The 26,227-nt window shown below is 74.6% G+C and carries 25 protein-coding genes; 20 read left to right on the top strand and 5 right to left on the bottom strand.

The window, feature by feature from the left end:
* Positions 1-287 precede the first annotated feature (287 nt).
* The gene (locus ACFVGO_RS15345) at positions 288-1,190 is read right to left on the bottom strand and encodes a HipA family kinase (protein WP_359903356.1); all 903 of its coding nucleotides are present in this window, start codon (positions 1,188-1,190) and stop codon (positions 288-290) included.
* Between the two features lie 91 nt (positions 1,191-1,281).
* On the opposite strand from ACFVGO_RS15345, the gene ACFVGO_RS15340 reads away from it, so the two are divergent.
* The 9 genes from ACFVGO_RS15340 to ACFVGO_RS15300 all read left to right on the top strand — a co-directional run bounded on the left by ACFVGO_RS15340 (position 1,282) and on the right by ACFVGO_RS15300 (position 12,420).
* Positions 1,282-1,722, top strand: coding sequence for an SRPBCC family protein (locus ACFVGO_RS15340; RefSeq protein WP_359903353.1), 441 nt, complete (start codon positions 1,282-1,284; stop codon positions 1,720-1,722).
* 280 nt (positions 1,723-2,002) lie between these two features.
* Positions 2,003-3,157 carry a glycosyltransferase gene (locus ACFVGO_RS15335; protein WP_359903350.1) on the top strand — a complete coding sequence of 385 codons (1,155 nt, stop codon included), beginning with the start codon at positions 2,003-2,005 and terminating at the stop codon, positions 3,155-3,157.
* A 396-nt stretch (positions 3,158-3,553) separates the two neighbouring features.
* On the top strand, positions 3,554-5,077 hold the full coding sequence (locus tag ACFVGO_RS15330) for a sugar transferase (protein WP_359903348.1): 1,524 nt from the start codon (positions 3,554-3,556) through the stop codon (positions 5,075-5,077).
* A 6-nt stretch (positions 5,078-5,083) separates the two neighbouring features.
* A complete protein-coding gene (locus ACFVGO_RS15325; protein WP_380632137.1) occupies positions 5,084-6,430 on the top strand; it encodes an O-antigen ligase family protein in 1,347 nt (448 codons plus the stop codon).
* Positions 6,427-8,166, top strand: coding sequence for a lipid II flippase MurJ (locus ACFVGO_RS15320; RefSeq protein WP_380632136.1), 1,740 nt, complete (start codon positions 6,427-6,429; stop codon positions 8,164-8,166). Before ACFVGO_RS15325 ends, ACFVGO_RS15320 begins: the two co-directional genes overlap by 4 nt.
* A complete protein-coding gene (locus tag ACFVGO_RS15315; RefSeq protein ID WP_380353163.1) occupies positions 8,156-9,007 on the top strand; it encodes a polysaccharide deacetylase family protein in 852 nt (283 codons plus the stop codon). Before ACFVGO_RS15320 ends, ACFVGO_RS15315 begins: the two co-directional genes overlap by 11 nt.
* Positions 9,004-10,119: a glycosyltransferase gene (locus tag ACFVGO_RS15310; protein ID WP_380545321.1), complete on the top strand. Its 1,116-nt coding sequence runs from the start codon at positions 9,004-9,006 to the stop codon at positions 10,117-10,119. Before ACFVGO_RS15315 ends, ACFVGO_RS15310 begins: the two co-directional genes overlap by 4 nt.
* Before the next feature lie 49 nt (positions 10,120-10,168).
* Complete coding sequence (locus ACFVGO_RS15305) at positions 10,169-11,263, top strand: Wzz/FepE/Etk N-terminal domain-containing protein (RefSeq protein ID WP_380632135.1); 1,095 nt, start codon at positions 10,169-10,171, stop codon at positions 11,261-11,263.
* Positions 11,260-12,420: a GNAT family N-acetyltransferase gene (locus ACFVGO_RS15300; RefSeq protein ID WP_380632134.1), complete on the top strand. Its 1,161-nt coding sequence runs from the start codon at positions 11,260-11,262 to the stop codon at positions 12,418-12,420. The genes ACFVGO_RS15305 and ACFVGO_RS15300 overlap by 4 nt, the downstream gene beginning before the upstream one ends.
* Before the next feature lie 4 nt (positions 12,421-12,424).
* Here the strand turns inward: ACFVGO_RS15300 and ACFVGO_RS15295 are convergent, their stop codons facing one another.
* A complete protein-coding gene (locus tag ACFVGO_RS15295) occupies positions 12,425-13,669 on the bottom strand; it encodes a glycoside hydrolase family 26 protein (protein WP_380632133.1) in 1,245 nt (414 codons plus the stop codon).
* 369 nt (positions 13,670-14,038) lie between these two features.
* On the opposite strand from ACFVGO_RS15295, the gene ACFVGO_RS15290 reads away from it, so the two are divergent.
* From ACFVGO_RS15290 to ACFVGO_RS15255, 8 genes are all read left to right on the top strand, one after another.
* The gene (locus ACFVGO_RS15290; protein ID WP_380632131.1) at positions 14,039-15,118 is read left to right on the top strand and encodes a hypothetical protein; all 1,080 of its coding nucleotides are present in this window, start codon (positions 14,039-14,041) and stop codon (positions 15,116-15,118) included.
* A gap of 257 nt (positions 15,119-15,375) precedes the next feature.
* Entirely contained in the window at positions 15,376-16,974 is a 1,599-nt protein-coding gene (locus tag ACFVGO_RS15285) for an ABC-F family ATP-binding cassette domain-containing protein (RefSeq protein WP_359903323.1), read from the top strand.
* A gap of 327 nt (positions 16,975-17,301) precedes the next feature.
* Positions 17,302-17,535 (top strand): helix-turn-helix domain-containing protein, encoded by a 234-nt coding sequence (locus tag ACFVGO_RS15280; RefSeq protein WP_030059940.1) that lies wholly within the window; start codon positions 17,302-17,304, stop codon positions 17,533-17,535.
* Between the two features lie 322 nt (positions 17,536-17,857).
* A complete protein-coding gene (locus tag ACFVGO_RS15275) occupies positions 17,858-18,664 on the top strand; it encodes an enoyl-CoA hydratase/isomerase family protein (RefSeq protein WP_380632128.1) in 807 nt (268 codons plus the stop codon).
* A 281-nt stretch (positions 18,665-18,945) separates the two neighbouring features.
* Positions 18,946-19,434 carry an Asp23/Gls24 family envelope stress response protein gene (locus ACFVGO_RS15270; protein ID WP_359903459.1) on the top strand — a complete coding sequence of 163 codons (489 nt, stop codon included), beginning with the start codon at positions 18,946-18,948 and terminating at the stop codon, positions 19,432-19,434.
* Positions 19,435-19,498: 64 nt separating this feature from the next.
* Positions 19,499-19,690: a hypothetical protein gene (locus ACFVGO_RS15265; RefSeq protein WP_359903317.1), complete on the top strand. Its 192-nt coding sequence runs from the start codon at positions 19,499-19,501 to the stop codon at positions 19,688-19,690.
* A 125-nt stretch (positions 19,691-19,815) separates the two neighbouring features.
* Positions 19,816-20,832, top strand: a complete 1,017-nt coding sequence (locus ACFVGO_RS15260) for a DUF6286 domain-containing protein (protein WP_380632126.1) — start codon at positions 19,816-19,818, stop codon at positions 20,830-20,832.
* Entirely contained in the window at positions 20,829-21,485 is a 657-nt protein-coding gene (locus ACFVGO_RS15255) for an alkaline shock response membrane anchor protein AmaP (RefSeq protein ID WP_359903308.1), read from the top strand. The genes ACFVGO_RS15260 and ACFVGO_RS15255 overlap by 4 nt, the downstream gene beginning before the upstream one ends.
* A gap of 44 nt (positions 21,486-21,529) precedes the next feature.
* Here the strand turns inward: ACFVGO_RS15255 and ACFVGO_RS15250 are convergent, their stop codons facing one another.
* Positions 21,530-22,291 (bottom strand): SDR family oxidoreductase, encoded by a 762-nt coding sequence (locus ACFVGO_RS15250; protein ID WP_380632124.1) that lies wholly within the window; start codon positions 22,289-22,291, stop codon positions 21,530-21,532.
* Positions 22,292-22,397: 106 nt separating this feature from the next.
* Here ACFVGO_RS15250 and ACFVGO_RS15245 point away from each other — a divergent pair, with 106 nt between their 5' ends.
* Together ACFVGO_RS15245 and trxA are read left to right on the top strand one after the other, a co-directional pair.
* Positions 22,398-22,805 (top strand): MerR family transcriptional regulator, encoded by a 408-nt coding sequence (locus ACFVGO_RS15245; RefSeq protein ID WP_359903456.1) that lies wholly within the window; start codon positions 22,398-22,400, stop codon positions 22,803-22,805.
* A 3-nt stretch (positions 22,806-22,808) separates the two neighbouring features.
* Positions 22,809-23,138: a thioredoxin gene (gene trxA, locus ACFVGO_RS15240; RefSeq protein ID WP_359903302.1), complete on the top strand. Its 330-nt coding sequence runs from the start codon at positions 22,809-22,811 to the stop codon at positions 23,136-23,138.
* A 52-nt stretch (positions 23,139-23,190) separates the two neighbouring features.
* On the opposite strand, the gene ACFVGO_RS15235 is transcribed toward trxA, so the two are convergent.
* Together ACFVGO_RS15235 and ACFVGO_RS15230 are read right to left on the bottom strand one after the other, a co-directional pair.
* Complete coding sequence (locus ACFVGO_RS15235) at positions 23,191-23,988, bottom strand: SURF1 family protein (RefSeq protein WP_380632122.1); 798 nt, start codon at positions 23,986-23,988, stop codon at positions 23,191-23,193.
* 31 nt (positions 23,989-24,019) lie between these two features.
* Positions 24,020-25,015, bottom strand: a complete 996-nt coding sequence (locus ACFVGO_RS15230) for a DEDDh family exonuclease (RefSeq protein WP_359903296.1) — start codon at positions 25,013-25,015, stop codon at positions 24,020-24,022.
* Positions 25,016-25,140: 125 nt separating this feature from the next.
* Here ACFVGO_RS15230 and ACFVGO_RS15225 point away from each other — a divergent pair, with 125 nt between their 5' ends.
* Positions 25,141-26,184 carry a zinc-dependent alcohol dehydrogenase family protein gene (locus tag ACFVGO_RS15225; RefSeq protein WP_359903293.1) on the top strand — a complete coding sequence of 348 codons (1,044 nt, stop codon included), beginning with the start codon at positions 25,141-25,143 and terminating at the stop codon, positions 26,182-26,184.
* Positions 26,185-26,227: the final 43 nt, after the last annotated feature.

The raw sequence follows: 26,227 nt of genomic DNA, 5'->3' as shown, positions 1-26,227 counted from the left end.
CCCCCCGCACCGGCCGCCGTGGCCGAGGACGAGGAGGTAGTCCCGGTGGGCGAGGCCGAAGGGAGGGGGGGGGGGGGGGGGGGGGGGGGGGGAGGGGGGAGGGGGGGGGGGGGGGGGGGGGGGGGGGGGGGCCGCCCCCCCCCCCCCCCCGGCCGCGTTCGCGCACCGGCCGGTCGCGGGTGATCGCCGTTAGGTCGCCGTTCGGTCGCATTCGAGCACCGGGGCACCGCGGCGCCGGAGTGCCGGAGCACCGGCCGAGGTCGTCCCGCGCCCGACCCGACGAAGAACTACCGCTCCTCGTCGAAGTGGTGCTCCCAGACCGTCTCCACCGACGGCTTGCCGTGCAGGTCCGGCACCTCCTGGAGCCAGGCCGGCCGCCCCGCCCTGGTCCGGGCCGCCCGCCGTCGTTCCGCCTCGCGCAGCTGCTCGGGCGTGGCGAAGCCCTCCGGCAGCCACTCCTCGGAGAGCACCACCCGGGCGGCGAGGTGCGTGACGTAGGCGTGCCGCACGGCGTCCACCGAGTCGAAGCCGGGCTCGCCGGCCAGCCACTCGTCCGGGACCAGCGCCACGACCTCCTCCAGCAGCGGCACGGTGACCAGCGGCCCGAGCTCCTCGTCGGCCAGCCGGACGTCCGGGGCCGAGCCGCCGAGCGCGTGGGCGCTGAGGTCGTACCGCTTGCCGACCGCCGCCCCGGCCCCCGCCCAGCGGTGGTGGAAGATCAGTGCGGCGCCGTTGTCGATCAGCCAGAGCCGCCCGTGCCAGACCACCAGGTTGGGGTTGTGCACGGTGCGGTCGACGTTGCCGGTCAGGGCGTCCAGCCAGACCACGCGGCCGGCCTCGGCGGAGTCCACCGCGATCATCCCCGGCGTGAAGTCCCGCGCGCCGGGCAGCAGGTCCATCCCGAGGTTGAGGCCGGCGCTGGCCTTGAGCATGTCCTGGATCTCGGTGTCCGGCTCCTCGGCGGCGACGGCCGGGTCGAAGTCCACCAGCCGCAGTTCCGGCACCCGCAGGCCCAGCCGCCGGGCCAGCTCGCCCACGATCACCTCGGCGATCAGCGCCTTGCGGCCCTGCGCGGCCCCGGTGAACTTGACCACGTACGTTCCCAGGTCGTCGGTCTCCACCACGCCGGGGACGGAGCCGCCGGCCCGCAGTGGATCGACGTAGCGCACGGCAGTCACCAGATCGAGCACACCGGCCACCCTATCCCGCCGCGTCGCGGGCGTGAGCCTGTGATTGGCTTGCCGGACAGAGCGGTTCCCACCGGATGAGGAGAGCAAGGTCATGGGACAGGTGCAGGCCACCACGGAGCGGGTCTACGACGCGGCCCCCGAGCGGGTGTACGAGGCGCTGGCCGACTACCAGGTGACCCGCCCGAAGCTGCTGCCCGCGCAGTACAGCGAGTACGAGGTGCGGGTCGGCGGCACCGGTGCCGGCACCCAGGTGCACTGGCGGCTGCAGGCCACCGAGAAGCGGGTGCGCGACTGCCTCTTCACCGTCTCCGCGCCCGAGCCCGACCAGCTGGTGGAGAAGGACGCCAACTCCAGCATGGTGATCACCTGGACGGTCTCGGCCGTCGGCGAGGGCCGCTCCAAGGTCACCGTGACCGCCACCTGGCAGGGCGCGACCGGCATCGGCGGCTTCTTCGAGCGCACCTTCGCCCCGAAGGGCCTGAACCGGATCCACGACCAGGTGCTGGCCAACCTGGCCGCCGAGGTCCGCTGACCCTGAGCCCGCTCAGGGTCCACCGGAACCTCCGAGAACCACTGCGGCCGCCGAGGCCCGCTGATGTCCGCCGAGGGCCGCCGCAGCCGCCGGGCCCCGCCGGAATCGCCAACCGCGCGATTCGCGCGCGTGGATCCATCGAAGCGCTCGAATCGCCTGCCGATTCGAGCGCTTCGGTCTCCCGTACGAGCCGAAAGCCGTACGGGTGGCCGAACCGCCACCTGCGGGTGACGAGGGCCGCCCGGAACCGGCGGGCCACCCTAGGCTCGCCGCCGTGCATATGACGATCCTTCACATTTCACAGCCGGTGGACGGCGGGGTCGCCCGCGTCGTCGCCGATCTGGTCAGGGGCCAGCGGGAGGCCGGTCACCGGGTCATGGTCGCCTGCCCGCGCGGCGGGCGGCTGGCCGGGGAGGCCGCCGCGGTGGGCGCGCTGGTCCAGGACTGGCCCGCGCGGCGCTCGCCCGGCCCGGGCACCCCCGCCGAGGCCTGGCGGCTGCGCCGGATCGTCCGGGCGGCGGCGCCCGACGTGGTCCACCTGCACAGCGCCAAGGCCGGGCTGGCGGGCCGGCTCGCGGTGCGCGGCGCGGTGCCGACCGTCTTCCAGCCGCACGCCTGGTCGTTCGCCGCCGTCGACGGCGCGCTGGGCGCCGCCACCCTGCGCTGGGAGCGGTTCGCGACCCGCTGGGCGCACCGGGTGCTGTGCGTCAGCGTCCAGGAGCGGGCCGACGGTGTGGCGGCGGGGGTGCACGCCGACTGGGCGGTGGTGCCCAACGGCGTGGACGTGCGCCACTACGCGCCCGCCGACCGCCGCGCCGCCCGGATCGCGCTCGGTCTGGACCTGGACGCCCCGCTCGCGGTGTGCGTCGGGCGGCTGTGCCGGCAGAAGGGCCAGGACGTGCTGCTGGCCGCCTGGCCGGAGGTGCTGCGCCGGGTGCCGCGGGCCCGGCTGGCGCTGGTCGGCGGCGGGCCGGAGGAGCAGCGGGTGGCGGAGCTGGTCCGGCAGACCGCCGAGCCCGCCCGGATCCGGCTGGTCGGGGACGTGCCGGATCCGCGTCCGTGGCTGGCGGCGGCCGACCTGGTGGTGCTGCCCTCGCGCTGGGAGGGGATGGCGCTGGCCCCGCTGGAGGCGATGGCGGCCGCCCGTCCGGTGCTGCTGACCGATGTGCCCGGTGCCCGGGAGTGCCTGCCGCCGTCCGAGCTCGCGCGGGCGGTGGTCCCGCCCGAGGACGCGCGGGCCCTCGCCGCCCGAATGGGGGACGCACTGTCCGATTCGATCGAATGCGAGCGACGCGGTGTCCGGTTGCGCGATCACGTGATCGGTCGGCACGACGTGCGCACCGTGGTCGAACAGGTGGACGTTCTCTACCGTCACCTGCTGGGTGCGGGACCGGCGTCGGGGCGGCGCCGGGCCCGTGTCCCGGAGCGGATCTGATCGTTTCACATGCCGTGAATGCCCGCCGTTTCCGGTGTTGTCGTATTCGCACCCTCGATTGGATGCGGAGGCGAGGCATTAAATCCGAAATACCTATTAATGGGCGGCTGGAATGAATCGGCAAGTCAACTTCCGCTCCGTACCGCCCGGTTCTGTATTGTCGGATTTTGCCTGCTTCGTTCAGATTTCATGCCGGGAATTCACGGCTGAGCTCCGTGCGACCGACTCCTTCGTGACCGGTTCCTTCGCAATCGGCCCCGCCACCGGACATCCGGAAGCCGCCAGCGGCAGCAGGCGCTGTCAGGACCGCGCCCACCGGGCCGGGACGGCAGCCCCGCGCCAGCCGGTGCCGGGGCACCGTCACCCCGGGCACACAGCAGGGGAGATCGTGCGCTGATGACCATTGACCACGACAGTGTGCCGCGCTCGGGAGGGCCCCTCTCCGGTCCCCGCCGGCCCGGTACCGGGCTGCTCGACCGGCCGGCGGGAGCGGCGCGCCCTGGGGTGGTCACGTCGCCGCGCCGGCCCCGCGGGGCGGTCCGCTCCCGGCTGGCCCTGTCGCTCGCCCTGGTCCAGGCCGACATCATCGCGCTGTGCTCCGCCGGCGGCATCGCCAACCACGCCGTCGACCCCGCCGCCCCGCTCGACCCCCTGCTCGGCGTCCCCGCCGTCCTGCCCCTGCTGCTCCTGCTCAACCTGGCCGGCGGCCTCTACCGCTCCCGGCTCACCCTCTCCGTCCTGGACGAACTGCCCGCCCTCACCGCCCGGGCCGTGGTCGCCACCGCCTTCGCCGTCACCCTGTCCGGCTGCCTCGACGGCCGCTGGCCCGACTGCGGCCCGGCCAGCCCCGCCCGGCTCACCGTCCTGCTCGGCGCCCAGCTGCTGATCGCCGCGCTCGGCCGCGCCGTCCTCTACCACCTGGTCCGGCGGATCCGCCGCAGCCGCCCCAGCCCCGTCCTGGTGCTCGGCGCCGGCCGGCTCGGCCGCCGGGTCGCCACCGCCCTGCGCGAGCACGGCGAGTACGGGATGCGCCCGGTCGGCTTCCTCGACGCCGACCCGCCGCTGCTGCCCGGCGGCACCGACCTGCCCGTCCTCGGCGGCCGCGAGGCACTGGAACGCGAAGTGCGCCGGCACGGCGTCCAGCAGGTGGTCGCCACCGCCGGCGCCGCCGACGAGGCCGAGACCGCCGCCACCCTGCGCGACGCCGCCCGGCTCGGCTGCCAGGTCTGGCTGGTGCCCGCGCTGCGCGAGTACGGATCGCTGCCCGCCACCCCGGTCACCGGCGGCGACCACCTGTGGGGCTTCCCCTGTCTGCGGGTCGGCCGCCCCGCGCGCCGCCGCCCCGGCTGGGCCGTCAAGCGCGCCCTGGACGTCACCGCCGCCACCGTCGGCCTGCTGCTGCTCGCCCCCGTCCTGGTGCTCTGCGCGCTCGCCGTCCGCTTCGACACCGGCCCCGGCGTGCTCTTCCGCCAGCAGCGCACCGGCCTGGACGGCAGGGTCTTCACCGTCCTCAAGTTCCGCACCCTGCGCCCGAGCAACGAGCACGAGTCCGCCACCCGCTGGAACATCTCCCAGGACCACCGGATGGGCACCGTCGGCCGGCTGCTGCGCAAGAGCTCGCTGGACGAGCTGCCCCAGCTGTGGAACGTCCTGCGCGGCGACATGAGCCTGGTCGGCCCGCGTCCCGAACGGCCGTACTTCGTCATGAGGTTCGGCCAGGCCTACCCCGAGTACGCCGACCGCCACCGGGTCCCGGTCGGCCTCACCGGCCTGGCCCAGGTCAACGGTCTGCGCGGGGACACCTCCATCGAGGACCGGGCCCGCTTCGACAACCGCTACATCGAGAGCTGGAGCCTCTGGCAGGACGTCAAGATCCTGTGCCGCACGGCGGCCCTGATGCTCCACCCGGACGGGAGCTGACCCCGCGTGGCCCTGACCCTCCCCGCCCTCCACCGCACGGTCTTACGCGGGGCCCTGCCCGCGCTCGCGCAGCGCACCAGCCCGCTGGCCGCCGCCACCGTCCTGCTGGTCTGCGTGCCCACCGGGCAGAAGGACGTCGCCGCCGCCTTCCACATCACCGCCGCCGACCTCGCCTCGCTGGCCCTGGTCGCCCTCACCGCGCTCGACCTGCTGCGCGGACGCCTGCCCGCGATCAGCCGCACCGCCTGCGCCCTGTTCGGCGCGGTCGTGGTCGCCGCCGCCGTCGCCACCGTCGGCTCGATCGACCCCGCCGCGAGCGCCACCGGCTTCGTCCGCCTCACCCAGGTGTTCGTCCTGGTCCCCGCCGCCGTCCTCTGCTCCCTGCGCGACCGCACCGACCAGCGCCTGGTCCTCGGCTCCTTCGTGCTCGCCGCACTGATCCAGGGCGCGGTCGGCGCCAAGCAGTACCTCACCCACACCGGCGCCTCCTACACCGGCCAGCCGATCCGGGCCGTCGGCACCTTCGGCGCCCTCGACATCATGGCGATGTCCAGCGTGGTCAGCTACGGGCTGCTCGCCGCCCTCGCGCTCGGCCTCGCCGAGCGCGGCCCCGACGGCAACGCCCGGCTGCGCCGCGCCATGTTCGCCGCCGCCGCCTTCCTCGCCCTCCCGCTCGCCGTCTCCTTCAGCCGCGGCAGCTGGATCGCCACCGGCCTCGCCGCCACCGTGCTGCTGCTGCGCGTCGACGCCCGGCTGCTGGTGCGCGCCGCGGTCCTCGGCCTGGCCGCCGCGGTCGTCCTGGTCGGCGGCCTCGGCCTCGGCGGCTCCGGCGTCACCAAGCGGCTCAGCTCGATCGGCACCGTCTCCGCCGCCCCCGACCAGTCCGTCTCCGACCGGTACGACCTGTGGTCCACCGCCGGACGGATCTGGCAGGACCACCCCGTGCACGGCGCCGGACCCAAGGCCTTCCAGCAACTGCGCGACAGCCACGCCCCGCTGCGGCTGTCCTCCGGCAGCGACGCCGCCGACGCCACCATCGGCTTCCAGCGCGAACCGCTGCTCTCCCCGCACAACATGTACCTCCTGGTGCTCAGCGAGCAGGGCCTGATCGGCATCACCGCCTACGCCGCGCTCTTCCTCGCCCTGCTGACCGGCTGCCTGCGCCACCGCCACGGCCCCGGGCTCGCCGCACTCGCCCTGCTCACCTGGGTGCTGGTCGACTTCCTGTACGCGGACATCGGCGGCGCCACCACCGTGCTGACCTCCGTCGTCCTCGGCCTCGCCGCCCGCGCGGCCGCCCACCGACCCGAACGTCCCGCCACCGGCCCGGTGGCCACCGGAGCGGCCCGGTGACCACCGACCCGCCCGCCGCCGTCGTCCCCTCCCTCCCGGCCCCCCGCGGCGCCACCGGCGAGGACCCGCCCGCCGAGCCCCACCCGGCCCCCCGGCGCGGCTTCCTCGCCAAGGCCTTCGGCATCACCGCCGTCCTCAGCGCCGCCGGCTCCGGCCTCGGCCTGCTGCGTGACCTCCTGCTGGCCCGCTACTTCGGCGCCAACCAGGGCACCGACGCCTTCCTGGTCGCCTGGACCGTCCCCGAGACCGCCGCACCGCTGCTGATCGAGGACGCCATGTCCTTCCTCATGGTGCCGGCCTTCGCCCTCGCCCTGGTGCTGCGCGAGGAGGACCCGGACGCCCCCGACCCGGTCCGCCAACTGGTCCGCGCCACCCTGCCCTGGCTGCTGATCGCGCTCGGCGGCCTCGCCCTGGCCGTCGTCCTGGGCGCCCCGGAACTGGTCGACCTGCTCGCCCCCGGCCTCACCGACCCCGCCCTGGCCGTCACCTGCACCCGGATCACCGCGATCACCGTGCTGCCCTTCGGCGTGGCCGGCTACCTGGCCGCCGCGCTGCGCGCCCACCACCGCTTCCCCGCCCCGGCCGGCATCTACGTCGCCTACAACCTCGGCATCCTCGCCGTCCTGCTCTGCCTCCACGCCTACCTCGGGGTGCGCTCCGCCGCCCTCGGCGTCGCGGCCGGCAGCCTGCTGATGGTCGGTCTGCTGGTCGGCCCCTTCCTGCGTCGGCTGCGCCAGGGCCCGCCCGACACCGGCCGCGGCCGCCGCTCGCGCCGGGCCCTGGTGCTGATGCCGCTGGCCCTGCTGCCGGTGGCCGCCTTCACCCTCACCCGCCAGTCGCAGGTCTTCGTCGAGCGCTACCTCGGCTCGGCGCTGCCGCCCGGCACCATCTCGCACCTCAACTACGCCGCCAAGGTCTCCCAGCTCGCCATGACGGCGGGTCTCCTGATCTGCACCGTCACCTTCCCGCTGGTCGCCCGGGCGCTCGCCGCCGGGGACCTCACCGCCGCCCGCGACCGGGTGGAGAAGGACCTCGGCCAGGCGGCGGCCGTCGTCCTGCTCGGCACCGCCTTCCTGATGGCCTGCGCCCCCTCGGCGGTCTCGCTGCTGTTCGAACGCGGCGCCTTCGGCCCGCACGACACCGCCGCCACCGCCGACGTGATCCGGGTGTACAGCTTCGGCCTGCCCGCCCAGGCACTGACCGGCGTGATGATCCGCCCCTACTTCTCGCTGCGCCCGGTGGTCCGCCGGGCCGACGACCCGGGCAGCGAGGACGGCCGCCGCCGGCTGCTGGACTGGTACCCGGCCGCCGCGATGGTGCTCGGCCTCGGCGTCACCGTCGCCACCGGCCTGCTCGCCACACCCCGCTTCGGCGCCCTGGGGCTGGCCGCCGGCAACGCGGCCGGCATCACCGCCGCCGCCGCCCTGCTGCTGCACGGCCTGGTGCTGCGGGGCATCCCGCTGCGGCTGCGCCGGGTGCTCGGCGGCCACGGCCGGCTGGTGGCCGCCGCCGCCGGGGCCGCCGTGCTCGGCGCCGCCGTCGCCGGACCGACCGCCGACCCCCTGCTCTCGACCCTCCTCGGGGGCCTCACCGTCGTGCTGGCCTTCGCGGCCCTCGGCACCGGGCTCGGCGCCCGCGAGGTGCGCGGCCCGGTCCTCGCCGTCGCCCGGGCGCTGGGGCCCGTCCGGAACCCGCCAACCGCCGCCGAAGAAGGGAAGCGTCCCGATGGACAATGAACGGGGCACCGTCCGTTCCGCCCGGGCGGGCGTCAGCAGCGCACCGCCGCACCGGGCACGACTGCCCAGGAGCCGCCACCCGGTCGGCGAACCGCCGATCCCCGGCTCCGCCTCCCCGTGGATCCTGATGTACCACTCGGTGGCGGTCGAGACGGAGGACCCCTACCGGCTCACCGTCAGCCCCGAGCGGTTCGCCGAACAGATCGCCTGGCTGCACCGGTGCGGCCGGCGCGGCGTCTCCGTCCGCGAGCTGCTGCGGGCCCGCGCCCTCGGCCGGGACGACAGGCTGGTCGGCCTCACCTTCGACGACGGCTACGCCGACTTCGCCCGGTACGCGGTGCCGATCCTCCGGGCGTACGGCTTCACCGCCACCGCGTACGTGGTCGCCGACCTGCTCGGCCGGGACAACGACTGGGACACCGAGGGCCCGCGCAAGAAGCTGCTCACCGTCCAGGAGGTCACCGAACTCGCCGCCGCGGGCTGGGAGATCGGCTCGCACGGCCTCGGCCACCGGGCGCTGCCCGGCCTGCCCGCCGAGGCCCTCGCCGTCCAGGCCCGGGAGAGCCGACGCCTGCTGGAGGAGGCCGTCGGCGGCCCGGTCACCGGGTTCTGCTACCCGTACGGCGCCGTCGACCTGCCCGCCGCCCTGGCGGTGCGCGACGCCGGGTACGACCACGCCTGCGCCATCGCGCACTCCCCGCTCACCGGCCGCTTCGCCCTGCCCCGCTGCTACGTCGGCGACCGCGACGGCGCCTGGCGGCTGCGGGCCAAGCAGGGCCGGCACCGGCTGCGCGACGCCGTCACCGAACTGCGCCAGGCCCGCCGGGAGCCGCGGCCATGAGGGTGCTGCACATCGTCACCGGACTGGCCGCCGGCGGCGCCGAGCGCCAGCTCCACCTGCTGCTGCGACACCTGCCGGCGCACCAGCAGTGCGAGGTGCTCGCCCTGACCAACCCGGGCGCGGTCGCCGCCGCGCTGCGCTCCGACGGCGTCACCGTCCACCACCTCGGCATGCGCGGCAACCGGGACCTCGGCGCGCTGCCCCGGCTGGTCCGGCTGGTCCGGGCCGGCCACTACGACCTGGTGCACACCCACCTCTACCGGGCGCAGCTGTACGGCCGGCTGGCCGCCCGGCTGGCCGGGGTGCGCGCGGTGGTCTCCACCGAGCACTCGCTGCACGCCGGGGTGATCGAGGGCCGCCCGGTCACCCGGGGCGTCAAGGGCCTCTACCTGGCGGCCGAACGGCTCGGCAGCACCACCGTCGCGGTCTCCCGGCAGGTCGCCCAGACACTGCGTTCCTGGGGCGTCCCGCCGGCCCGGATCGAGCTGATCCCGAACGGCATCGACACCTCCCGCTACCGCCTCCCGCCCGCCGAACGGGCCGCCGCCCGCCGTCGGGTGCGGGCCGAAATCGGTCTGCCGCAGGGGAGTTGGGCGGTCGGCGGGGTGGGCCGGCTGGTGCCCGGCAAGCGCTTCGAGGTGCTGGTCGAGGCGCTGCCCGGGCTCGACCCGGCCACCCGGCTGGTGCTGGTCGGCGAGGGCCCGGAACGCGCCGCGCTGGAGCGCCGGGCCGAGGAGCTCGGCGTGCGGGAGCGACTGGTGCTCACCGGCGAGCGCGACGACGTGCCCGAACTGCTGGCCGCCCTGGACGTGCTGGCCGCCCCCTCCACCGCGGAGACCTTCGGCCTCGGCGTCCTGGAGGGCCTCGCGGCCGGGCTGCCGGTGCGCCACAGCGCCTGCCCGGCGCTCGACGAACTGCCGCCCAGCGCCGCGCCGCAGGCCCGCCGCATCCCCTCCGAGCCCGCCGCCTACACCGCCGCGCTGCGCGACCTGCGGCCGCTCAGCGGGCACATCGCCGACCCGCTGCCGCACCCCCCGGCCGTCGGCCACTACGACATCGCCCGGGTCGCCGCCGACCTGGGCGCCCTCTACGACCGGCTGGCCCGCGTCTGACCGCCCGCCACCGCCGGAACCGCCGTACCAGACCCAAGGAGCAAGACCCATGACCACACCGCGCCGAAGCGCCCGTCGCCTGGTCCGCCGCTGGTGGCCGGTGGTGCTGGCGGTACCGCTGGGCGCCGCGGCCGGCGCCGGGTACGCCGTCGTCTCGCCGCCGTCGTACGCCGCCAACGCCTACGTCCTCGTGGTCGCGCAGAACCCCGGGGAAGCCGCGATCGCCACCAACTTCGCCCAGGCGTACGGCCGGCTGGCCGGTCAGCCGCAGGTGCTCGCGGTCGCGGCCGCGGAGACCGGCCACACCCGGTCCGAGCTGGAGTCCCTGGTGCACGGGACGACCTCGCCGGACGCCCCGATGATCGAGCTCACCGGCACCGGGCGGCGCCCCCAGGAGGCCGCCCGGACCGCCGACGCGGTGGCCCGCTCGCTGGTCGCCTTCGCCAACACCAGCAGCAAGGACACCAACGTCCGGCTGGTGACGCTGTCCCCGGCCGCCGCGCCGGACAGGCCGACCACGCCCTCCGGGAAGCTGGACGTCGCGGTCGGCGGCGCGGCCGGGCTGCTGCTGGGCGCCCTGGTGATGATGAACCGACGCCGGGGCGGCGCGGGGACGCCGGAGGCCGCCGGGAGTCCCGAGATGCCGCGGGTGCTGCGGGCCGCGCGGGCATCGCAGGCGGCGCAGGCCGCACAGGCCGCGCAGGGATCGGAGACCCCCGCCGCCTCCGCGCCGGTGGCGGTCCCGACGACGCCGCGCCCGCGCCGAGAGGAGCCGGCCAAGGCCAGGACCGAGTCCGGTGGCGACTCCGCGCCCGGTGCCGACGCCGGTGCCGAGGCCGAAGGGGTGAAGGCCGGGAGCGTGAAGGCCGGGAGCGTGGCGGCCGGGAACGTGAAGGCCGGGAACGTGACGGCCGGGAGCGTGACGGCCGAGAGCGTGAAGAAGGGGAGCACGAAGGCCGAGAAGAAGACCGTCGGGAAGCCCGGCAGGAAGCCCGGCGCCGGGGCCGCGGCGGCGGAGCAGCCCCCGGCCGAGGACCGGACGCCCGCGGTGGAGGAACAGCCCTCCGCCGTCGAGCAGCAGGCCCCCGCCGTCGAGGACCGGCCCGCCACCCGGGCCAAGGCGCCGGCCGGGAGCGGACGATGAGCACCGAGACCCGCAGGAGCAGCCTGCCCGCCCGGGCGACGGCGCCGGCCTGGACCACCGAGCTCCTCGGCGAGGACGACGCCCTGGACGTCCTCGCCGAGGAGTGGGACGACCTGGCCGGCCGCTGCCGGACCGCCACCTTCTTCCAGGCCGCTGACTGGCAGCGCTCCTGGTGGCGCCACTACGGCCGCCCGGGCAGCCTGCTCGTGGTGCTGGTCCGCCGGGACGGCCGGCTGGTCGGCGCGGGCGCCTTCGTGCGCCGCGGCGGACCGTTCGGCGGCCTGACCGGCCTCGGCGGCGGACTGGTCGACTACACCGACGTCCTGCTCGACGACGAGTGCGCGGACCGGGCGGCCGCCGAGTTCGCCGCCGCGCTCCCGCTCACCCGCCCCTGGCACTGGCTGGAACTGCGCGAGGTGCACCCCGAGGCGGCGGTGCAGCGGGTGTACGCGCACTGGAGCGGCAGCCGCCGCCGCTACCGGGACTCGCTCTGCCAGTACCTGCCGGCCGTCCCGATGGACCGGCTGCTCAAGCGGGTGCCCGGCAAGACCGCCCAGCGCAGCCGGGTGAAGCTCCGCAAGATCGCCGAGGCCGGGGTGACGGTCCGCTCCACCCCGGCGGCCGAGGTGCCGCAGGCGCTGGACGGGCTGCTGCGGCTGCACTTCATGCAGTGGCAGGCGCGCGGCGTCACGCCCGAGCACCGCACCGAGCGGTTCGCGAGCCACCTGACCGAGTCCACCACCGGACTGGTCGCCTCCGGCAGGGCCACCGTCCACCAGTTCCACCTGGACGGCCAGCTGGTCGCGGTGAACCTGCTGCTGCTCTGTCCGTCCTTCGGCGGCCTGTACATGTACGGGGCGCACCCGGTGCTGCGCGAGCGGCTGGACATCGCCGGGCTGCTGTTCAGCGCGGCGTTGGACGAGACGGTCGGCGCGGGCGTCCCGGTGCTCGGCCTGCTGCGCGGCCAGGAGCCGTACAAGCAGCGCTGGCGGCCGGACCAGCTGTCCAACCACCGGCTGCTGCTCGGTCCGGCGGGGGCGGCGCCGGCAGCGGCCGTCCGCGCCGGGGCGGTGCGGGCCCGGCAGGCGGCGGCGCACCAGCTGCGCACCCGCTTCCCCCGGCTCAAGGAAGCGCTGCTGGCCCGCCGCCGCAGCTGAGCGCTCAGTGCCGGGCGTGCGGCGCGCCCGTCGGCCGTCCCGTCGACTTGCCCTTCGCCGGACGGGCCGACGGGCTCGCCGTCCTGCTCGGCGCGGTGCTGCCCCCGGGCACGGCGGGCGCGGCCGGCACGGCGGGCGGGCCCGGCGCCGCGGGCACGTCCTCCGCCGGGGTGGCCGTCGGCGCCGGTGCCTCCGCCGGTGCCGGCGTCGGCGCCCCCTTCGAACCGGACATCAGCTGTTTGAACGTGGCCGCCGAGCGAGGATTGCGCTCGCACTGGAAGAAGCCGTGCGGACAGTAGTCGGTGACGGTCTGGTAGGCGGTGTCGTGGGTGCGGATCCAGTCGACCATCCGCTGCACGAACTCGGGGTTGTCGCCGTTGCGGAACAGCCCCCACTCCGGGTACGAGACCGGCTTGCCGCGCTTGGCGGCGAACTCCACCTGGTCCTGGAGGCCGTACGGCTCGCGCACGTAGTCGTCGAAGGTGCCGCCCGCCGGCTGGTCGTAGTTGTCCATGCCGATGATGTCGACCACGTCGTCACCGGGGTAGCACTTGGTCCACGGGACGGCATCCAGGCCCCGGCTGGGGGCGAAGTCGAAGCGGAACCGCTGCCCGGGCACCGAGCGCATCACCCTGACGATCCGCCGCCAGTACGTCTTCCACGCGGCCGGGTCGGGCTTGCAGCGGTGGGTGTAGGTGGTGCCGTTCATCTCCCAGCCGAGCGTGAGCACGGTGTCCGCGCCGCCCAGCGCGACCAGCCGGCGCGCGAGCTTGAGGAAGTGCCCGTCGAAGTCCCCGCGCGCCCCCTGGGCCAGCAGGTCCGCGACCTCGCCGTCCGGCACCTTCGCCTCGCTGGGCACCAGCATCGGCACCCCGAGCACCAGCAGCCGGGACGGATCGGCCTGCCGCCACTGCGACCACAGCCCGAGCACCATCGGCTCGCCCTCGATGTCGCTCCAGCCGTTGCCCGCCAGATAGGTGTGGCCGACCTGCATGTTCGCGTCGCCCAGCCACTGCGCGTACCGGCCGATCTGCGGGATGTAGTCGTCCCAGGAACCGACGAAGGCACCGAACGGCGGCTCGTGGTTCGGCCGCTGGACCGGCGGGCGGGGGGCCGCGCCGCGGGGCTCGATGGCGTCCGAGGAGAGGGTGTGCCGTTCGGTCTGGCTGAACGGCGTCCCGGCCGGGACGCTGGCCGTGGCCATCAGCAGCAGGGTGGCGGCGGCCAGCGTCAGGCGGCCGATTCGCATGGTGCTCTCCTCCGGACGTCGCGTGGGCGGGGCGCACGGTCTCGGCGTGGACGGACCGTGGCGCCCCGCTCGCCGACAGTAGGCCCGAAGGGGGACGAAAAAGCCGAATGTCACCCTAAAGTGGGCGCCGATCGAACGCCGTCTGCCGCAAAGACCGGCGACCCGCGGTCATGTATCAGCTTGGTAACGGTCCTGTCGGGCCCCCGCGGCCCGCTCCGCAACGCCCGGCGCGGCGGCCGGAACGCCGACGGCGCAGGTGGGCGGGTGGACGTGCGGGAAGGGCGCGCGGGGCCGGGCGGGCGCCCGGCGGGACACGGCGACGGCGGAACCGGGCTGACTCGCGTGCCCGGTGAAAGGTACGCTCCGGCCGTGTCCTGGAAGCCGCTGCGTGTACTGACCCCCCGCTCGATCCTGCCTGCCTCGGCGGTGGTGCTGGTCCTTGCGGCCGGAGCGGCGGCGCACGCGAACAAGCCGGTGCCGTTCGGCGACCGGGTCGCGGGACCGGGCGACGCGGGGGCGACGCCGGTGAACTCCGAGTCGCTCAGCTCGGCCGACCTCGACCTGCGGGTGGGCCCCGGCCTGGAGGCCTTCCACAAGCGGACCGGCGAGCAGGCCTGGTCCTACCGCCGCGAGGGCGCCGAGGCGCTCTACCTGGCGATGGCCGGCGACAACGCGATCGTGGTCTGGGACGACGGCATGGTCACCTCGGTGCGCCCGGGCGACCACGAGGTGCGCTGGCACCGCGCGGTGCCGGGCCTGGCCGACTGGCTGCACGGCGACGGCGAGCCCGGCGCCGACAAGCGGACCGACGCCCAGCGCAAGGCGCTCGCCAAGCAGCGGGCCGCGGCCGCGCTGCACACCGTCCAGCGGGACGGCTCGCCCTGGCTGGCCCTGGTCACCCCGAACCTGACCATGGGCCTGCGCGACGCCGACGGCGACCTGCGCTACAACGACAAGCCCTCCGGCAACTGCGTCTACGACCCGCTGCGCGCCGTCCACACCGACTACGCCGTGCTCATCCCGCGCACCTGCAGCAACAGCAGCGGGCAGGCCGTCTCCGGCGGCATCACCGGCTACCGGCTGGACAGCAACGGCTGGTCGATGAACGCCGGTCCGACCGCCACGGTCAAGGTGCTGGACCGCAGCCGGGTGGAGATCACCGACGGCCCGATCGTCCCGCCCAAGGTGTTCGACACCAAGGCGGCCGCGCCCGAGACGGCCTGCGGCAGCGTGGACGCGCCGTTCGCGGCGGTCCGTCCGCAGGGCGGCTGCGCTGCGGACCCGTCGGTGAACCCGGCTGTGGGCGACCTGCCGGCCAACCCGGCCGCCGGCGACCCGTCGGCCACCGGTACCGCGCCGGACGCCCCAGTGGCCACCGGTACGGTGCCGGACGCCCAGGCGGCCACCGGAGCGCCCGCGGGGGACCGGTCGGGCGCGCAGCCGCAGTAGCGGGGACGACCCGCGGACGACGGCCTTCGGCCCCGGAACCGGCGGGCGGCAGGCCGCCGGATACCCCGGGCCGGTACGCCTCCGAGGGTGACACGGGGCCCGGTAGACTTGCCGCCATGGCTATTTTCTCCGGGCAATAGCGGGCGGCGGCGCCAGGAGGGCCGCGCCGACCGCCGATGAAGTCCCCCTCACGCCAACCCGGCCCCGGGTCAGTCCTGCCCGGCCGCCCGCCCACGTCCCAGGAGCAGCTCTCAGCCATGATTTCCGCCAACGCCCTCGAACTGCGTGCCGGTGCCCGGATCCTGATCGAGTCCGCGAACTTCAAGGTCGCCGCCGGCGACCGGATCGGTCTGGTCGGCCGCAACGGCGCCGGCAAGACCACGCTCACCAAGGTGCTGGCGGGCGAGGGCCTGCCCGCCGCCGGTACCGTCACCCGTTCGGGCGAGGTCGGCTACCTCCCGCAGGACCCGCGCACCGGTGACCTGGAGGTCCTCGCCAAGGACCGCATCCTCTCCGCCCGCGGCCTCGACACCGTGCTGAAGAAGATGCGCGAGAACGAGGAGCGGATGGCCAACGGCAAGGGCGCCACCCGGGACAACGCGATGAAGAAGTACGCCCGGCTGGAGACCGAGTTCCTCACCAAGGGCGGGTACGCCGCCGAGGCCGAGGCCGCCACCATCGCCGCCGCGCTGGGCCTGCCGGACCGCATCCTCGGCCAGCCGCTGCACACCCTCTCCGGCGGTCAGCGCCGCCGGGTCGAGCTGGCCCGGATCCTCTTCTCGGACTCCGACGTGCTGCTCCTCGACGAGCCCACCAACCACCTGGACGCGGACTCGATCGTCTGGCTGCGGGACTTCCTGAAGACCTACAAGGGCGGCTTCATCGTCATCTCGCACGATGTCGACCTGGTCGAGACGGTCGTCAACAAGGTCTTCTACCTGGACGCGAACCGCTCCTGCATCGACGTCTACAACATGGGCTGGAAGCAGTACCAGCAGCAGCGCGAGGACGACGAGAAGCGCCGCAAGCGCGAGCGGGCCAACGCCGAGAAGAAGGCCGCGACCCTCAACGCCCAGGCCGACAAGATGCGGGCCAAGGCGACCAAGACGGTGGCCGCGCAGAACATGGCCCGCCGCGCCGACAAGCTGCTCTCCGGGCTGGAGCAGGTCCGGGTGAACGACAAGGTCGCCAAGCTGCGCTTCCCGGAGCCGGCCCCCTGCGGCAAGACCCCGCTGACCGCCAGCGGCCTGTCCAAGTCCTACGGCTCGCTGGAGATCTTCACCGACGTCGACCTGGCGATCGACCGCGGTTCCCGGGTCGTCGTGCTGGGCTTCAACGGCGCCGGCAAGACCACCCTGCTGCGGATGCTGGCCGGGGTGGAGCAACCGGACACCGGCGAGGTGATCCCGGGCCACGGCCTGAAGATCGGCTACTACGCCCAGGAGCACGAGACGCTCGACCCGGACCGCAGCGTGCTGGAGAACATGCGCTCGGCCGCGCCCGACACCGACCTGGTGCAGATCCGCAAGATCCTCGGTTCCTTCCTGTTCTCCGGCGACGACGTCGACAAGCCGGCCGGGGTGCTCTCCGGCGGTGAGAAGACCCGTCTGGCGCTGGCCACCCTGGTGGTCTCCTCCGCCAACGTGCTGCTGCTCGACGAGCCCACCAACAACCTCGACCCGGCCAGCCGCGAGGAGATCCTGGGCGCGCTGCGCGAGTTCTCCGGCGCGGTCGTGCTGGTCACCCACGACGAGGGCGCGGTCGAGGCGCTCGACCCGGAGCGGATCATCCTGCTGCCGGACGGCGTGGAGGACCTCTGGAACCCGTCCTACGCCGATCTGGTCTCCTTGGCCTGACCGGAAGTAGACGCGAGATCCGCTTTTCGGATGAGAATATCTAGTCCTTTCGGCGTGTCCGGGAATGAAGTAGACCCGGATTCCGTTTAAGGACTTTCCGTCGGCCCGCCACTCGATCGTGGTCGGGCCGACGTTGCTGATCAGCCCTTTCTCGGCGAACGGCCGGATCCGCCAGGGGGCGTGCACTCTGCGTGAGCGCCCTGATGCGCTCGGATCACCACCGAAGGACCACGCATTTCCGACATCGACCTTGTCGAATGGGTGGCCAGGACGCGGTGGATGGGTGATCATGGGAATCTGACCGAGCAACGCTACGAGGAGGCACGGGTGGCCGAGACTCTGAAAAAGGGCAGCCGGGTGACCGGTGCCGCGCGTGAGAAGCTCGCGGCCGATCTCAAGAAGAAGTACGACTCCGGGGCGAGCATTCGCGCTCTCGCGGAGGAGACCGGTCGTTCGTACGGCTTTGTGCACCGGATGCTGAGCGAGTCCGGAGTGATTCTCCGGGGCCGCGGCGGTGCCACGCGGGGCAAGAACAAGGCGACTGCCGGGGCCGGTTCCTGACGGTTCGTCAGCCAGTGGCTGGATGACGCGGCGGCAGGGTGCCGGCCGAGGAGACGACAGCTGACCGTCAGCTGGGCGTCCGCCCTCGAGCCGTGCGGGCCGGCCGCCGATCGTCATGTCCGGGGTGAGGTCCTTCCCCCATTCTTCAATACCGTTCATTTCCCTTTCGCCCTTCGCCTCGCCTTGCCTCGCATTCGCGCCTCGCGGGGCGTCGCGGAGTGCCGCAGGCCCCGTCGATCTCTCCGGGTCGGGGCCCCTGCCCAGGCGCGTCGAGTTTTGTTACTCTCCGGTAGCCAAGTCCCTCGCCACCGGAGGTCCCCGCATGACCGCTCCCGCCATCGACCCGCAGGCCCCGAGCTGGGAGCGGGACGGCGTCCGCCTGGAGATCGAGGGCGAACTCGCCGTCGTCACCCTGTGCCGACCCAAGCGGCGCAATGCCCAGTCGCCCGCGCTCTGGCGCGCCCTCACCGAGGCCGGCCGCGAGCTGCCCGGCAGCGTCCGGGTGGTGCTGCTGCGCGCGGAGGGGGTCTCCTTCTCCGCCGGGCTGGACCGGGCCATGTTCACCCCCGAGGGCATCCCGGGCGAGCCCACCTTCCTCCAGCTCGCCGCCTCCACCGACCGTGAGCTGGACGACGCCATCGCCTCGTACCAGGAGGCCTTCACCTGGTGGCGCCGTCCGGACCTGATCTCCATCGCGGCGGTCCAGGGCCACGCCGTCGGCGCGGGCTTCCAGCTGGCCCTCGGCTGCGACCTGCGGGTGGTCGCCGAGGACGTCCAGTTCGCGATGAAGGAGACCTCGCTGGGCCTCGTTCCGGACCTGGCCGGCACCAAGCCGCTCACCGAGCTCGTCGGCTACGCGCGGGCACTGGAGATCTGCGCGACCGGCCGCTGGGTGGGTGCCGAGGAGGCCGCCGCGATCGGGCTGGCCAACCTCGCCGTGTCGGGCGAGGACCTGGAGGCGGCCGCCCGCGACCTCGCGGCGGCCCTGCTGGCCGCTCCGCGCGGGGCGGTGATCGAGACCAAGGCCCTGCTGCAGGGGGCCGCCGGGCGCTCCTTCGACGAGCAGCGTTCGGCCGAACGGGCGGCGCAGGCCCGCCGACTGCGGGAGCTCGCCGGGATCGGCGACTGACCGAACGGCGACGGCGCAGGGCCCGGCCCCGGGGGACTTCCCCGGGGCCGGGCCCTTTTCTCCTGTGCGGGGTCTTTCGCGCGGGTCTCCCGGGTGGGTCTCCCGGTGGGCCTCCCGCGTGGGGGACGGAATCTCTCGCGCAGGGGCGGGCGTCGGGGTGGGCTGCCGACGCTCGGGGGGCGGGGACCGTGGCGAAATGCCAGAGTTGGGGAGGTTTGCGATATAGCTGGTGCCGTACGACGGGAGAAGCGCCCATGCCTGACACTCCGACGCCCGCGACCATGCACAAGCACACCGGTGGTGGCAGCGCCCCGAACCCCGGTCCGCCGGGTGCCGGCGGCGGTGCCAAGCCGGTGGGGGAGCGCGGCCGCACCGCGCTGGCCGTCGGCGTGGTGGAGAAGATCGCCGGCATGGCGGCCCGCGAGGTCGCCGGAATCCACGCGCTCGGGTCCGGCCTGGCCCGGACCTTCGGCGCGATGCGGGACCGGGTGCCCGGCGGCAAGCCCAGCGTCGGGCGGGGCATCAAGGCCGAGGTCGGCGAGAAGCAGACCGCGATCGACATCGCCCTGGTGGTCGAGTACGGCGTGGTCATTCCCGAACTCGCCCGCCAGGTGCGGGAGAACATCGTCAACGCGGTCGAACGGATGACCGGCCTGGAGGTCGTCGAGGTCAACATCGCGGTCAACGACGTCCACCTCCCGGACGAACCGGAGTTCGAGGAGGAAGAGGAGCCGGTGGCGCCGTCCGGGCAGCGGCCGAAGCTCAAGTAGCGCGTTCGGCGGCAGGCCGGGGGCGTCGGGCCCGACGGAGTAGCGGGAAACGAGGGAGTAGCGGATGAACCTGGCCATCGTCGGCCTGGTGGTGGGCATGGCCCTCGGCTTCGCCGGGTACTTCGGCGGGTTCGCGGCCTTCCTGCTGGTGGCCGTGCTCGGGCTGGTCGGCTTCGTGATCGGACGCCTGCTGGAGGGCGACATCGAGCTGGGCGACCTCGGGGACCTGCTCCGCGGCCGCGACCGGCGCCGCTGATGACGGGCCCCGTGTCGGTTCCGGTCGTGGTCTCCCGTTCCGGGTCGGGCTCGGGGCCCGGTCACGGTTCGGGTTCGGGTTCTGTTTCGGGGTCGGGGTCGGGGTCGGCTTCGGGGGCCGGGTCCGTGCCAGGGCGTCGGGGTCGGCTTCGGATCGCCGACCGGGTGTACGCCGGGATCGCGGCTCGGGCCACCCGGGAGGTGCTGGCCGAGGCCTGGCCCGCCGGGCGGGCGAAGGGGGCGCCGCCGCACGTCTCGGTGACCGTACCGGGGAGCACGGTGCGGGTCCGGGTGGCTCTTGAGCTGCCGTTCCCCTCGGACGTCGCGACGCTGGCCGGGGCGGTGCGGGCGCGGATCGCCGAGCGGGTGGCGGGGCTGACCGGGGTCAGGGTCTCGGAAGTGGTCGTCGTGGTCGAGAAGTTGGTGACGGGGGGGCGCTTCGTGAGCGCGCAGGCCCCTGAGGCGGAGGGGGCGCAGGGACCGGAGGAGGTGCAGGGGGCGGCATCGGAGCTTCGGGCGGACAAGGTGCGACGGCCGCGGGCGCCCCGTACGGCTGCGGCGGCGCTGGTGGCGACGGCGGTGCTGGTGGTGGCGGGGGCGCTGCTGTACGACGTGATCGCGGTGCGGGTGGGGCAGCCGGCCCGGCGGTGGCGGGCGCAGATCGCGGACGAGCTGGCGACGCGGCACCTCGACGACCTGGCGGTCCTGGTGGGGGCCGGAGCGGCGACCCTGCTCGGCGGGTGGCTGCTGTGGCTGGCCGTCGCGCCCGGATTGCGGCGCTGGCTCGTACTGCGGCCGTACGGGGGGACGAGCGCGGCCATCGACCGGGCCGGGGTCGGGCACCTGCTGACGGACCGGGCGGCCGGACTGGACGGGATCGACCACCTGCGGATCCGGGTCGGGCGGCGGCGGATCCGGATCTCGTTGGCGGGGACGGCGGAGCCGGCGTTGGTGCAGCGGCAGTTGCGGGACGAGCTGGGACGCGTGGGGCTGGGACGGCCGATGCGGCTGGACGTGCGGGCGGCGCGGGGGACCGCGCGTGTGGTGGGGGAGGAACCGGCCGGAGGGTCGGACCCGGGTGCCGGTGACCCCGGTGCCGGTACGGGAGCCGGAACGGCCGGCGGTGCGGGGGTGGCGGGGTGAGGCGGACGGTCGTCAACCGGGTGCTGCTGGGGGTGGTGGGGGCGGTACTGCTGGGGGTCGGGGTGCTGGTGCTGGCGGGCGGGCTCGACCTGTACCGGAGGCTGGGCGTGCATCCACCGGACTGGTGGCCGCTCACCTCGCCCGACCAGCCGGTGGTCAGCGCGCGTTCGCGGGGGCAGTGGGTGGCGTCGGCGTGGTGGTGGCCGACGGTGATCGGCGGACTGACCGTGCTGGTGGCGGGGATGGTGTGGTGGCTGGTGGCGCAGCTGAGGCGCACGGGGCTGTCGAGCATCGAGGTGCCGACGCCGGGGGCGGGCGGGCTTCGACTGCGGGTCGGTGCGCGGGCACTGGAGGAGGCGTTGGAGAACCGGACGGTGGTGCTGCCACAGGTCGAGCGGGCCGGGGTGCGGTTGGTGCGGGCGCCGAGGCATCCGCAGCTGCGCGGTGCGGTGCGGTTGCGGCCGGGCGGGGATCCGGCCGCGCTGGTGGAGCACTTCGAGGACGGGCCTCGGACGGACGCCTGCGGGAGCCTGCGGCTGGCGGCGCTGCCGGCCGATCTGCGGATCAGGGTCCTGCAGGCGGCCCCCGCCGAGCCGCGGCACGGACGTGGCCGACGGGGGCGGCGGGGGCGGAGCCGGTCGCGGGTGGAGTAGTCCAGGAACGGTCAGGGCCGAGCGATCGAGAGTGGAGGCGGGAGTCAGAGGGTGCGGAGGGCGCCGCCGTCGACGGGGATCATGACGCCGGTCAGGTAGGAGGCGGCGGGGGAGAGCAGGAACGCGGCGACCTTGCCGAACTCCTCGGGGGTGCCGTAGCGGCCCAGCGGGATGGCGGCGCTGGCCCGGGCGCGGGCGGCGTCGGGGTCGTCGGCGAGGCCGTCGAGCTCGCGGACCCGGTCGGTGTCGATCCGGGCCGGGAGCAGACCGACCACGCGGATGCCGCGGGGGCCGAGCTCGTCGGCGAGGGCCTTGGCGGCCATGGCGAGACCCGGACGCAGGCCGTTGGAGATGCCCAGACCGGGAATCGGCTGGCGGACCGAGCTGGAGAGCACGAAGGCGATCACACCGCCGTCGGTGAGCGCGGCGGCGGTGGCGCGGGCGAGCCGGAGGGCACCGAGGAAGACGGACTCGAAGGCGTCGCGCCACGCGTCCTCGGGGGTGGTCTCGACGGGGCCGGCCTGGGGGCCGCCGACGCTGATCAGGATGCCGTCGAGACGACCGAAGTGGTGCCGGGCCTCGGCGATGAGGCGCTCGGGGGTGTCGGGGGAGGCGTTGTCGGCGACGAGGCCCCGGGCGGTTCCGAGAGTTTCGAGTTCGGCGACGGCGTTGTCGACGGCTTGCCGGGTGCGGCCGCTGATGAGCACCCGGGCGCCGTCGGCGGCGAGTTCGCGGGCGCCGGCGAGGCCGAGGCCCCGGGTGGCGCCGGTGACGATGTAGGCCTTGTCCTTCAGTCCGAGATCCATGGGGGACATCTTGCCCGGTCGGGGAGTGGGGACGGGTCGGGGCTGGCGTTGACGCCGGGGGGAAGGTTTACGGTCGTTGCCGGAAGTGCGGGAGGAGTGGTTCGGCGTGCGGATCGGGGAGTTGGCGGAGCGGGCGGGGACGACCACGCGGGCGTTGCGGTACTACGAGCAGTTGGGGTTGTTGCCGGCCCGGCGGGCGGGCAACGGGTACCGGGCGTACGACGAGGGGGATCTGCGGTTGCTGCGGGAGATCCGGATGTTGCAGGACTTCGGGTTCGGGCTGGAGGAGACCAGGCCGTTCGTGGAGTGCCTGCGGGCGGGGCACCCGGAGGGGGACTCCTGTCCGGCCTCTCTGGAGGTGTACCGGCGGAAGTTGGGGGAGCTGGACGAGTGCATCGCCCGGCTCCAGGACGTGCGGGCCCAGGTGGCGGGGCAGTTCGATCGGGCCGTGAGGGCGCGGGACGAGCTGGCCGCCGTTCAGGAGCCGCCTGTTTGCGAACTGGTGAAGGAGTAGACGGTGGAGATCACGGGTGTGCCGGCGGTGACGGACGAGACGTTCGCCGCTGAGGTGCTGGGGGCCGAGGGGCCGGTGCTGGTGGACTTCACGGCGGACTGGTGCCCGCCGTGCCGGATGATGGCGCCGGTGCTGGCGGACATCGCGCGGGAGGAGGGGCACCGGCTGCGGGTGGTGAGCGTGGACGTGGACCACAATCCGCGGACGCAGGCGGCGTACGGGGTGCTGTCGATGCCGACGCTGATGGTGTTCCGGGGCGGGCAGCCGGTGCGGTCGGTGGTGGGGGCGCGGGCGAAGGCGCGGCTGCTGCGGGAGCTGGACGACGTGCTTTAGGCGACCTGCTCTGGGCGACGTGCTCTGGGCGATGTGCGCCAGGCGACGTGCTCTAGGCGGGGACGGCGTCGAGCGGGACCTCGGCTTCGGCGGCCTGTTTGGCGCGGTCCTTGGCCTCGCGGCGGGCGAGGACCCAGACGCCGACCGGGATCATCGCGGTGAACAGCCACCACTGGATGGCGTAGGCCATGTGCGGGCCGATGTCGGAGTGGTTGGGCTCGGGGATCAGCTGGGGCTGGTCGGCCGGGGCGGGGGTGGTGCCGGTGAGTTCGAGGTAGCCGCCGAGGAGCGGGGCGCCGGTCCGCTTGGCCTGCTCGTCGGTGTTGATCAGGTTGAACTGGCGGTCGGGCAGGCCGGTGCGGTCCTTGATGCCGCTGGCGCCGTACGTCTCCTCGGCGCGCAGGCGGCCGGTGAGGGAGACATCGCCGGTGGGGGCGGCCGGGACGGGCGGGTACTCGATGGCGCCGTCGCCGGAGGCGACCCAGCCGCGGTTGACCAGGACGGTGCCCTTGCCGTCGGCGAGCCGGAACGGGGTCACCACGAAGTAGCCGATGCTGCCGTTGGAGTCGGTCCGCTTGCGGACCACGAACTCGTGTGCCGGGTCGTACTGTCCGGTGGCGGTCGCCGCGCGCCAGGTGAGGTCCTTGGGGACCGCGAAGCCGGGGGTCGGCGACAGGGTGTCGAAGGGGACCGGCGCGGCGGTGAGGGCCTGACCGATCAGCTCGTTCCGGGCCACCCGTGCCTCGTGGCGGTGCAGCTGCCAGAAGCCCAGCTTGATCGTCGCGGGGATCAGCAGCAGCGCGACCAGCATGGTGATCAGCCACTGTCGGGTCAGCAGAAAACGGTACACATGGGAACGGTACGCCGACCTCACAAACGGCTCACGCACCGGGGTGCGGGGCGACCTCGCGCAGCAGCTGGAGGAAGGCGTCCTCGCCGACGACGGGGGTGCCGAGCTCGCGGGCCCGGCGGGCCTTGCCGCTCCAGCTGTCCGGCTCGTTGGTGACCAGCAGGCTGGTGAGGCGGCTCACCGAGGTGGCGATGTGCAGACCGGCCTCGACCGCGCGGTCCTCCAGGACCTCGCGGTCGGTGGCGGTGTCGCCGGTGACGGCCACCCGCATGCCCTGGACCAGGGGCTTGCCGTCCTCCCAGCGCCCCGGGTTGGGGTACGGGCAGGGCGGGCGCTTCTTGGCCTGGCGGTACGTGGCGCCGGTCCAGGTGCTGCGGCCCGGGGCGGCCGGCTCCTCCTCGCCGAGGTCGGTGACCGCGACGCAGTTCTGGAGCGGCAGCGGCACGCCGCCGTCGCGGGCGAGGCGCAGGCTGGGGCGGAAGGCCTCGGCGAGCACCCGGGCGTCGTCCAGGGCGTTGTGGGCGTGGCGCTGCTGGACGCCGAAGTGGGCGGCGAGCGAGGACAGCTTGCCGTTGGGCAGCGGCAGGCGCAGGTCGCGGGAGAGGACCATGGTGCACAGCCGCTGCTCGACCGGGGCGCGCAGGCCGGCCCGGGAGAACTCGCGGGAGATCATGTTCCAGTCGAAGAGCGCGTTGTGCGCGACCAGGACGCGGTCCCGCAGACGGGCGGCGAGCTCGTCGGCGATCTGCGGGAAGGTCGGGGCGGTGGCGAGCAGCTCGGCGGTGAGGCCGTGGATCCAGACCGGGCCCGGGTCCCGCTGGGGGTTGACCAGGGTGTACCAGTGGTCGACGACGTCGCCGTCCGCGTCCAGCTGGTAGACGCCCGCCGAGATGACGCGGTCCGAGCGGCCGAGACCGGTGGTCTCGACGTCGACGACCGCGAAGCCCCCGGTGGGGACGGCGGAGCGCTGCGCGGGGACCGGCGCGGTCCGCGGCACTCCGTAGGTCTCGGGCTGGATCGGTTGCATGGTCCAACAGGATAAGGGGCGGGGCGGGGGGCTCCGGCCGGAATGTTGCGACCGACCGGCCGGAATAGAGTGGTCGACGGGGGTGTCGTACACCTGGTCGAGATCTTTCAGCTAAGGAACAGCGCATGCGTGCCACCGTGATTCACGGCCCCAACGACATCCGGATCGAAGAGGTCCCGGACCCGGTGATCCAGCATCCGGCGGACGTGCTGCTCCGGGTGGTGAACGCCTGCATCTGCGGCAGCGACCTGTGGGCCTACCGCGGCGTGGCGCAGCGGGTGGCCGGGCAGCGGATCGGGCACGAGTTCCTGGGCGTGGTCGAGGAGGTCGGCGCCGAGGTGCGCGGCTTCGCCAGGGGCGACCTGGTGGTGGCGCCGTTCGTCTGGTCGGACGGGACGTGTGACTTCTGTCTCGAAGGGCTGCAGACCTCCTGTCCGCACGGCGGGTTCTGGGGGCAGGTCGGTTCGGACGGCGGCCAGGGCGAGGCGGTGCGGGTGCCGTTCGCGGACGGGACGCTGGTGAAGCTGCCGAAGGAGGCGGCGGGCGACGAGAAGCTGCTGCCCGGGCTGCTGGCGCTGTCCGACGTGATGTCGACCGGGCACCACGCGGCGGTCTCCGCGCGGGTGCGGCCGGGTGCGACGGTCGCGGTGGTCGGCGACGGCGCGGTGGGCCTGTGCGGGGTGCTGGCGGCGCACCGGCTGGGCGCGGGCCGGATCATCGCGCTGGGCCGGCACGCGGCCCGTACCGAGCTGGCCCGTCGCTTCGGTGCGACGGACGTGGTGGCGGAGCGCGGCGAGGCCGCGGTCGAGGCGGTGAAGGAGCTGACCGGCGGCCAGGGCGCGCACGCGGTGCTGGAGGCGGTCGGTACCGAGGAGTCGATGCGGACGGCCATCTCGATCACCCGGGACGGCGGCGCGGTGGGCTACGTCGGGGTGCCGCACGGCGGCAGCGCGGGCGTCGACATCGGTCAGATGTTCGGCCGAAACGTCTCGCTGAACGGCGGTGTCGCCCCGGCCCGCGCGTACATCCCCGAGCTGCTGCCGGACGTGCTCTCGGGCGCCATCGAGCCGGGCCTGGTCTTCGACCGCACCGTCGGCCTGGACGGCGTTCCGGACGGCTACCGCGCAATGGACGACCGCTCGGCCCTGAAGGTGCGGATCGCGTTCTGAGACCTCGGCCTCCCGGCACCCGGCCCGTGCCGCCCCTTCGGGG

The organism is Kitasatospora sp. NPDC057738 (assembly GCF_042798815.1).
GTDB classification, from domain to species: domain Bacteria; phylum Actinomycetota; class Actinomycetes; order Streptomycetales; family Streptomycetaceae; genus Kitasatospora; species Kitasatospora lactacystinica.
This window is presented reverse-complemented; position numbering and strand designations above follow the sequence as displayed.

Bases quoted from the DNA above. Each gene is read 5' to 3' on its own strand.
- ACFVGO_RS15265 (WP_359903317.1), top strand. From the start codon at position 19,499: ATGAACCTGGCCATCGTCGGCCTGGTGGTGGGCATGGCCCTCGGCTTC.
- ACFVGO_RS15305 (WP_380632135.1), top strand. From the start codon at position 10,169: ATGACCACACCGCGCCGAAGCGCCCGTCGCCTGGTCCGCCGCTGGTGG.
- ACFVGO_RS15335 (WP_359903350.1), top strand. From the start codon at position 2,003: ATGACGATCCTTCACATTTCACAGCCGGTGGACGGCGGGGTCGCCCGC.
- ACFVGO_RS15230 (WP_359903296.1), bottom strand. From the start codon at position 25,015: ATGCAACCGATCCAGCCCGAGACCTACGGAGTGCCGCGGACCGCGCCG.
- ACFVGO_RS15275 (WP_380632128.1), top strand. From the start codon at position 17,858: ATGACCGCTCCCGCCATCGACCCGCAGGCCCCGAGCTGGGAGCGGGAC.
- ACFVGO_RS15270 (WP_359903459.1), top strand. From the start codon at position 18,946: ATGCACAAGCACACCGGTGGTGGCAGCGCCCCGAACCCCGGTCCGCCG.
- ACFVGO_RS15310 (WP_380545321.1), top strand. From the start codon at position 9,004: ATGAGGGTGCTGCACATCGTCACCGGACTGGCCGCCGGCGGCGCCGAG.
- ACFVGO_RS15315 (WP_380353163.1), top strand. From the start codon at position 8,156: ATGGACAATGAACGGGGCACCGTCCGTTCCGCCCGGGCGGGCGTCAGC.
- ACFVGO_RS15295 (WP_380632133.1), bottom strand. From the start codon at position 13,669: ATGCGAATCGGCCGCCTGACGCTGGCCGCCGCCACCCTGCTGCTGATG.
- ACFVGO_RS15300 (WP_380632134.1), top strand. From the start codon at position 11,260: ATGAGCACCGAGACCCGCAGGAGCAGCCTGCCCGCCCGGGCGACGGCG.
- ACFVGO_RS15225 (WP_359903293.1), top strand. From the start codon at position 25,141: ATGCGTGCCACCGTGATTCACGGCCCCAACGACATCCGGATCGAAGAG.
- ACFVGO_RS15285 (WP_359903323.1), top strand. From the start codon at position 15,376: ATGATTTCCGCCAACGCCCTCGAACTGCGTGCCGGTGCCCGGATCCTG.
- ACFVGO_RS15250 (WP_380632124.1), bottom strand. From the start codon at position 22,291: ATGGATCTCGGACTGAAGGACAAGGCCTACATCGTCACCGGCGCCACC.
- ACFVGO_RS15330 (WP_359903348.1), top strand. From the start codon at position 3,554: ATGACCATTGACCACGACAGTGTGCCGCGCTCGGGAGGGCCCCTCTCC.
- ACFVGO_RS15340 (WP_359903353.1), top strand. From the start codon at position 1,282: ATGGGACAGGTGCAGGCCACCACGGAGCGGGTCTACGACGCGGCCCCC.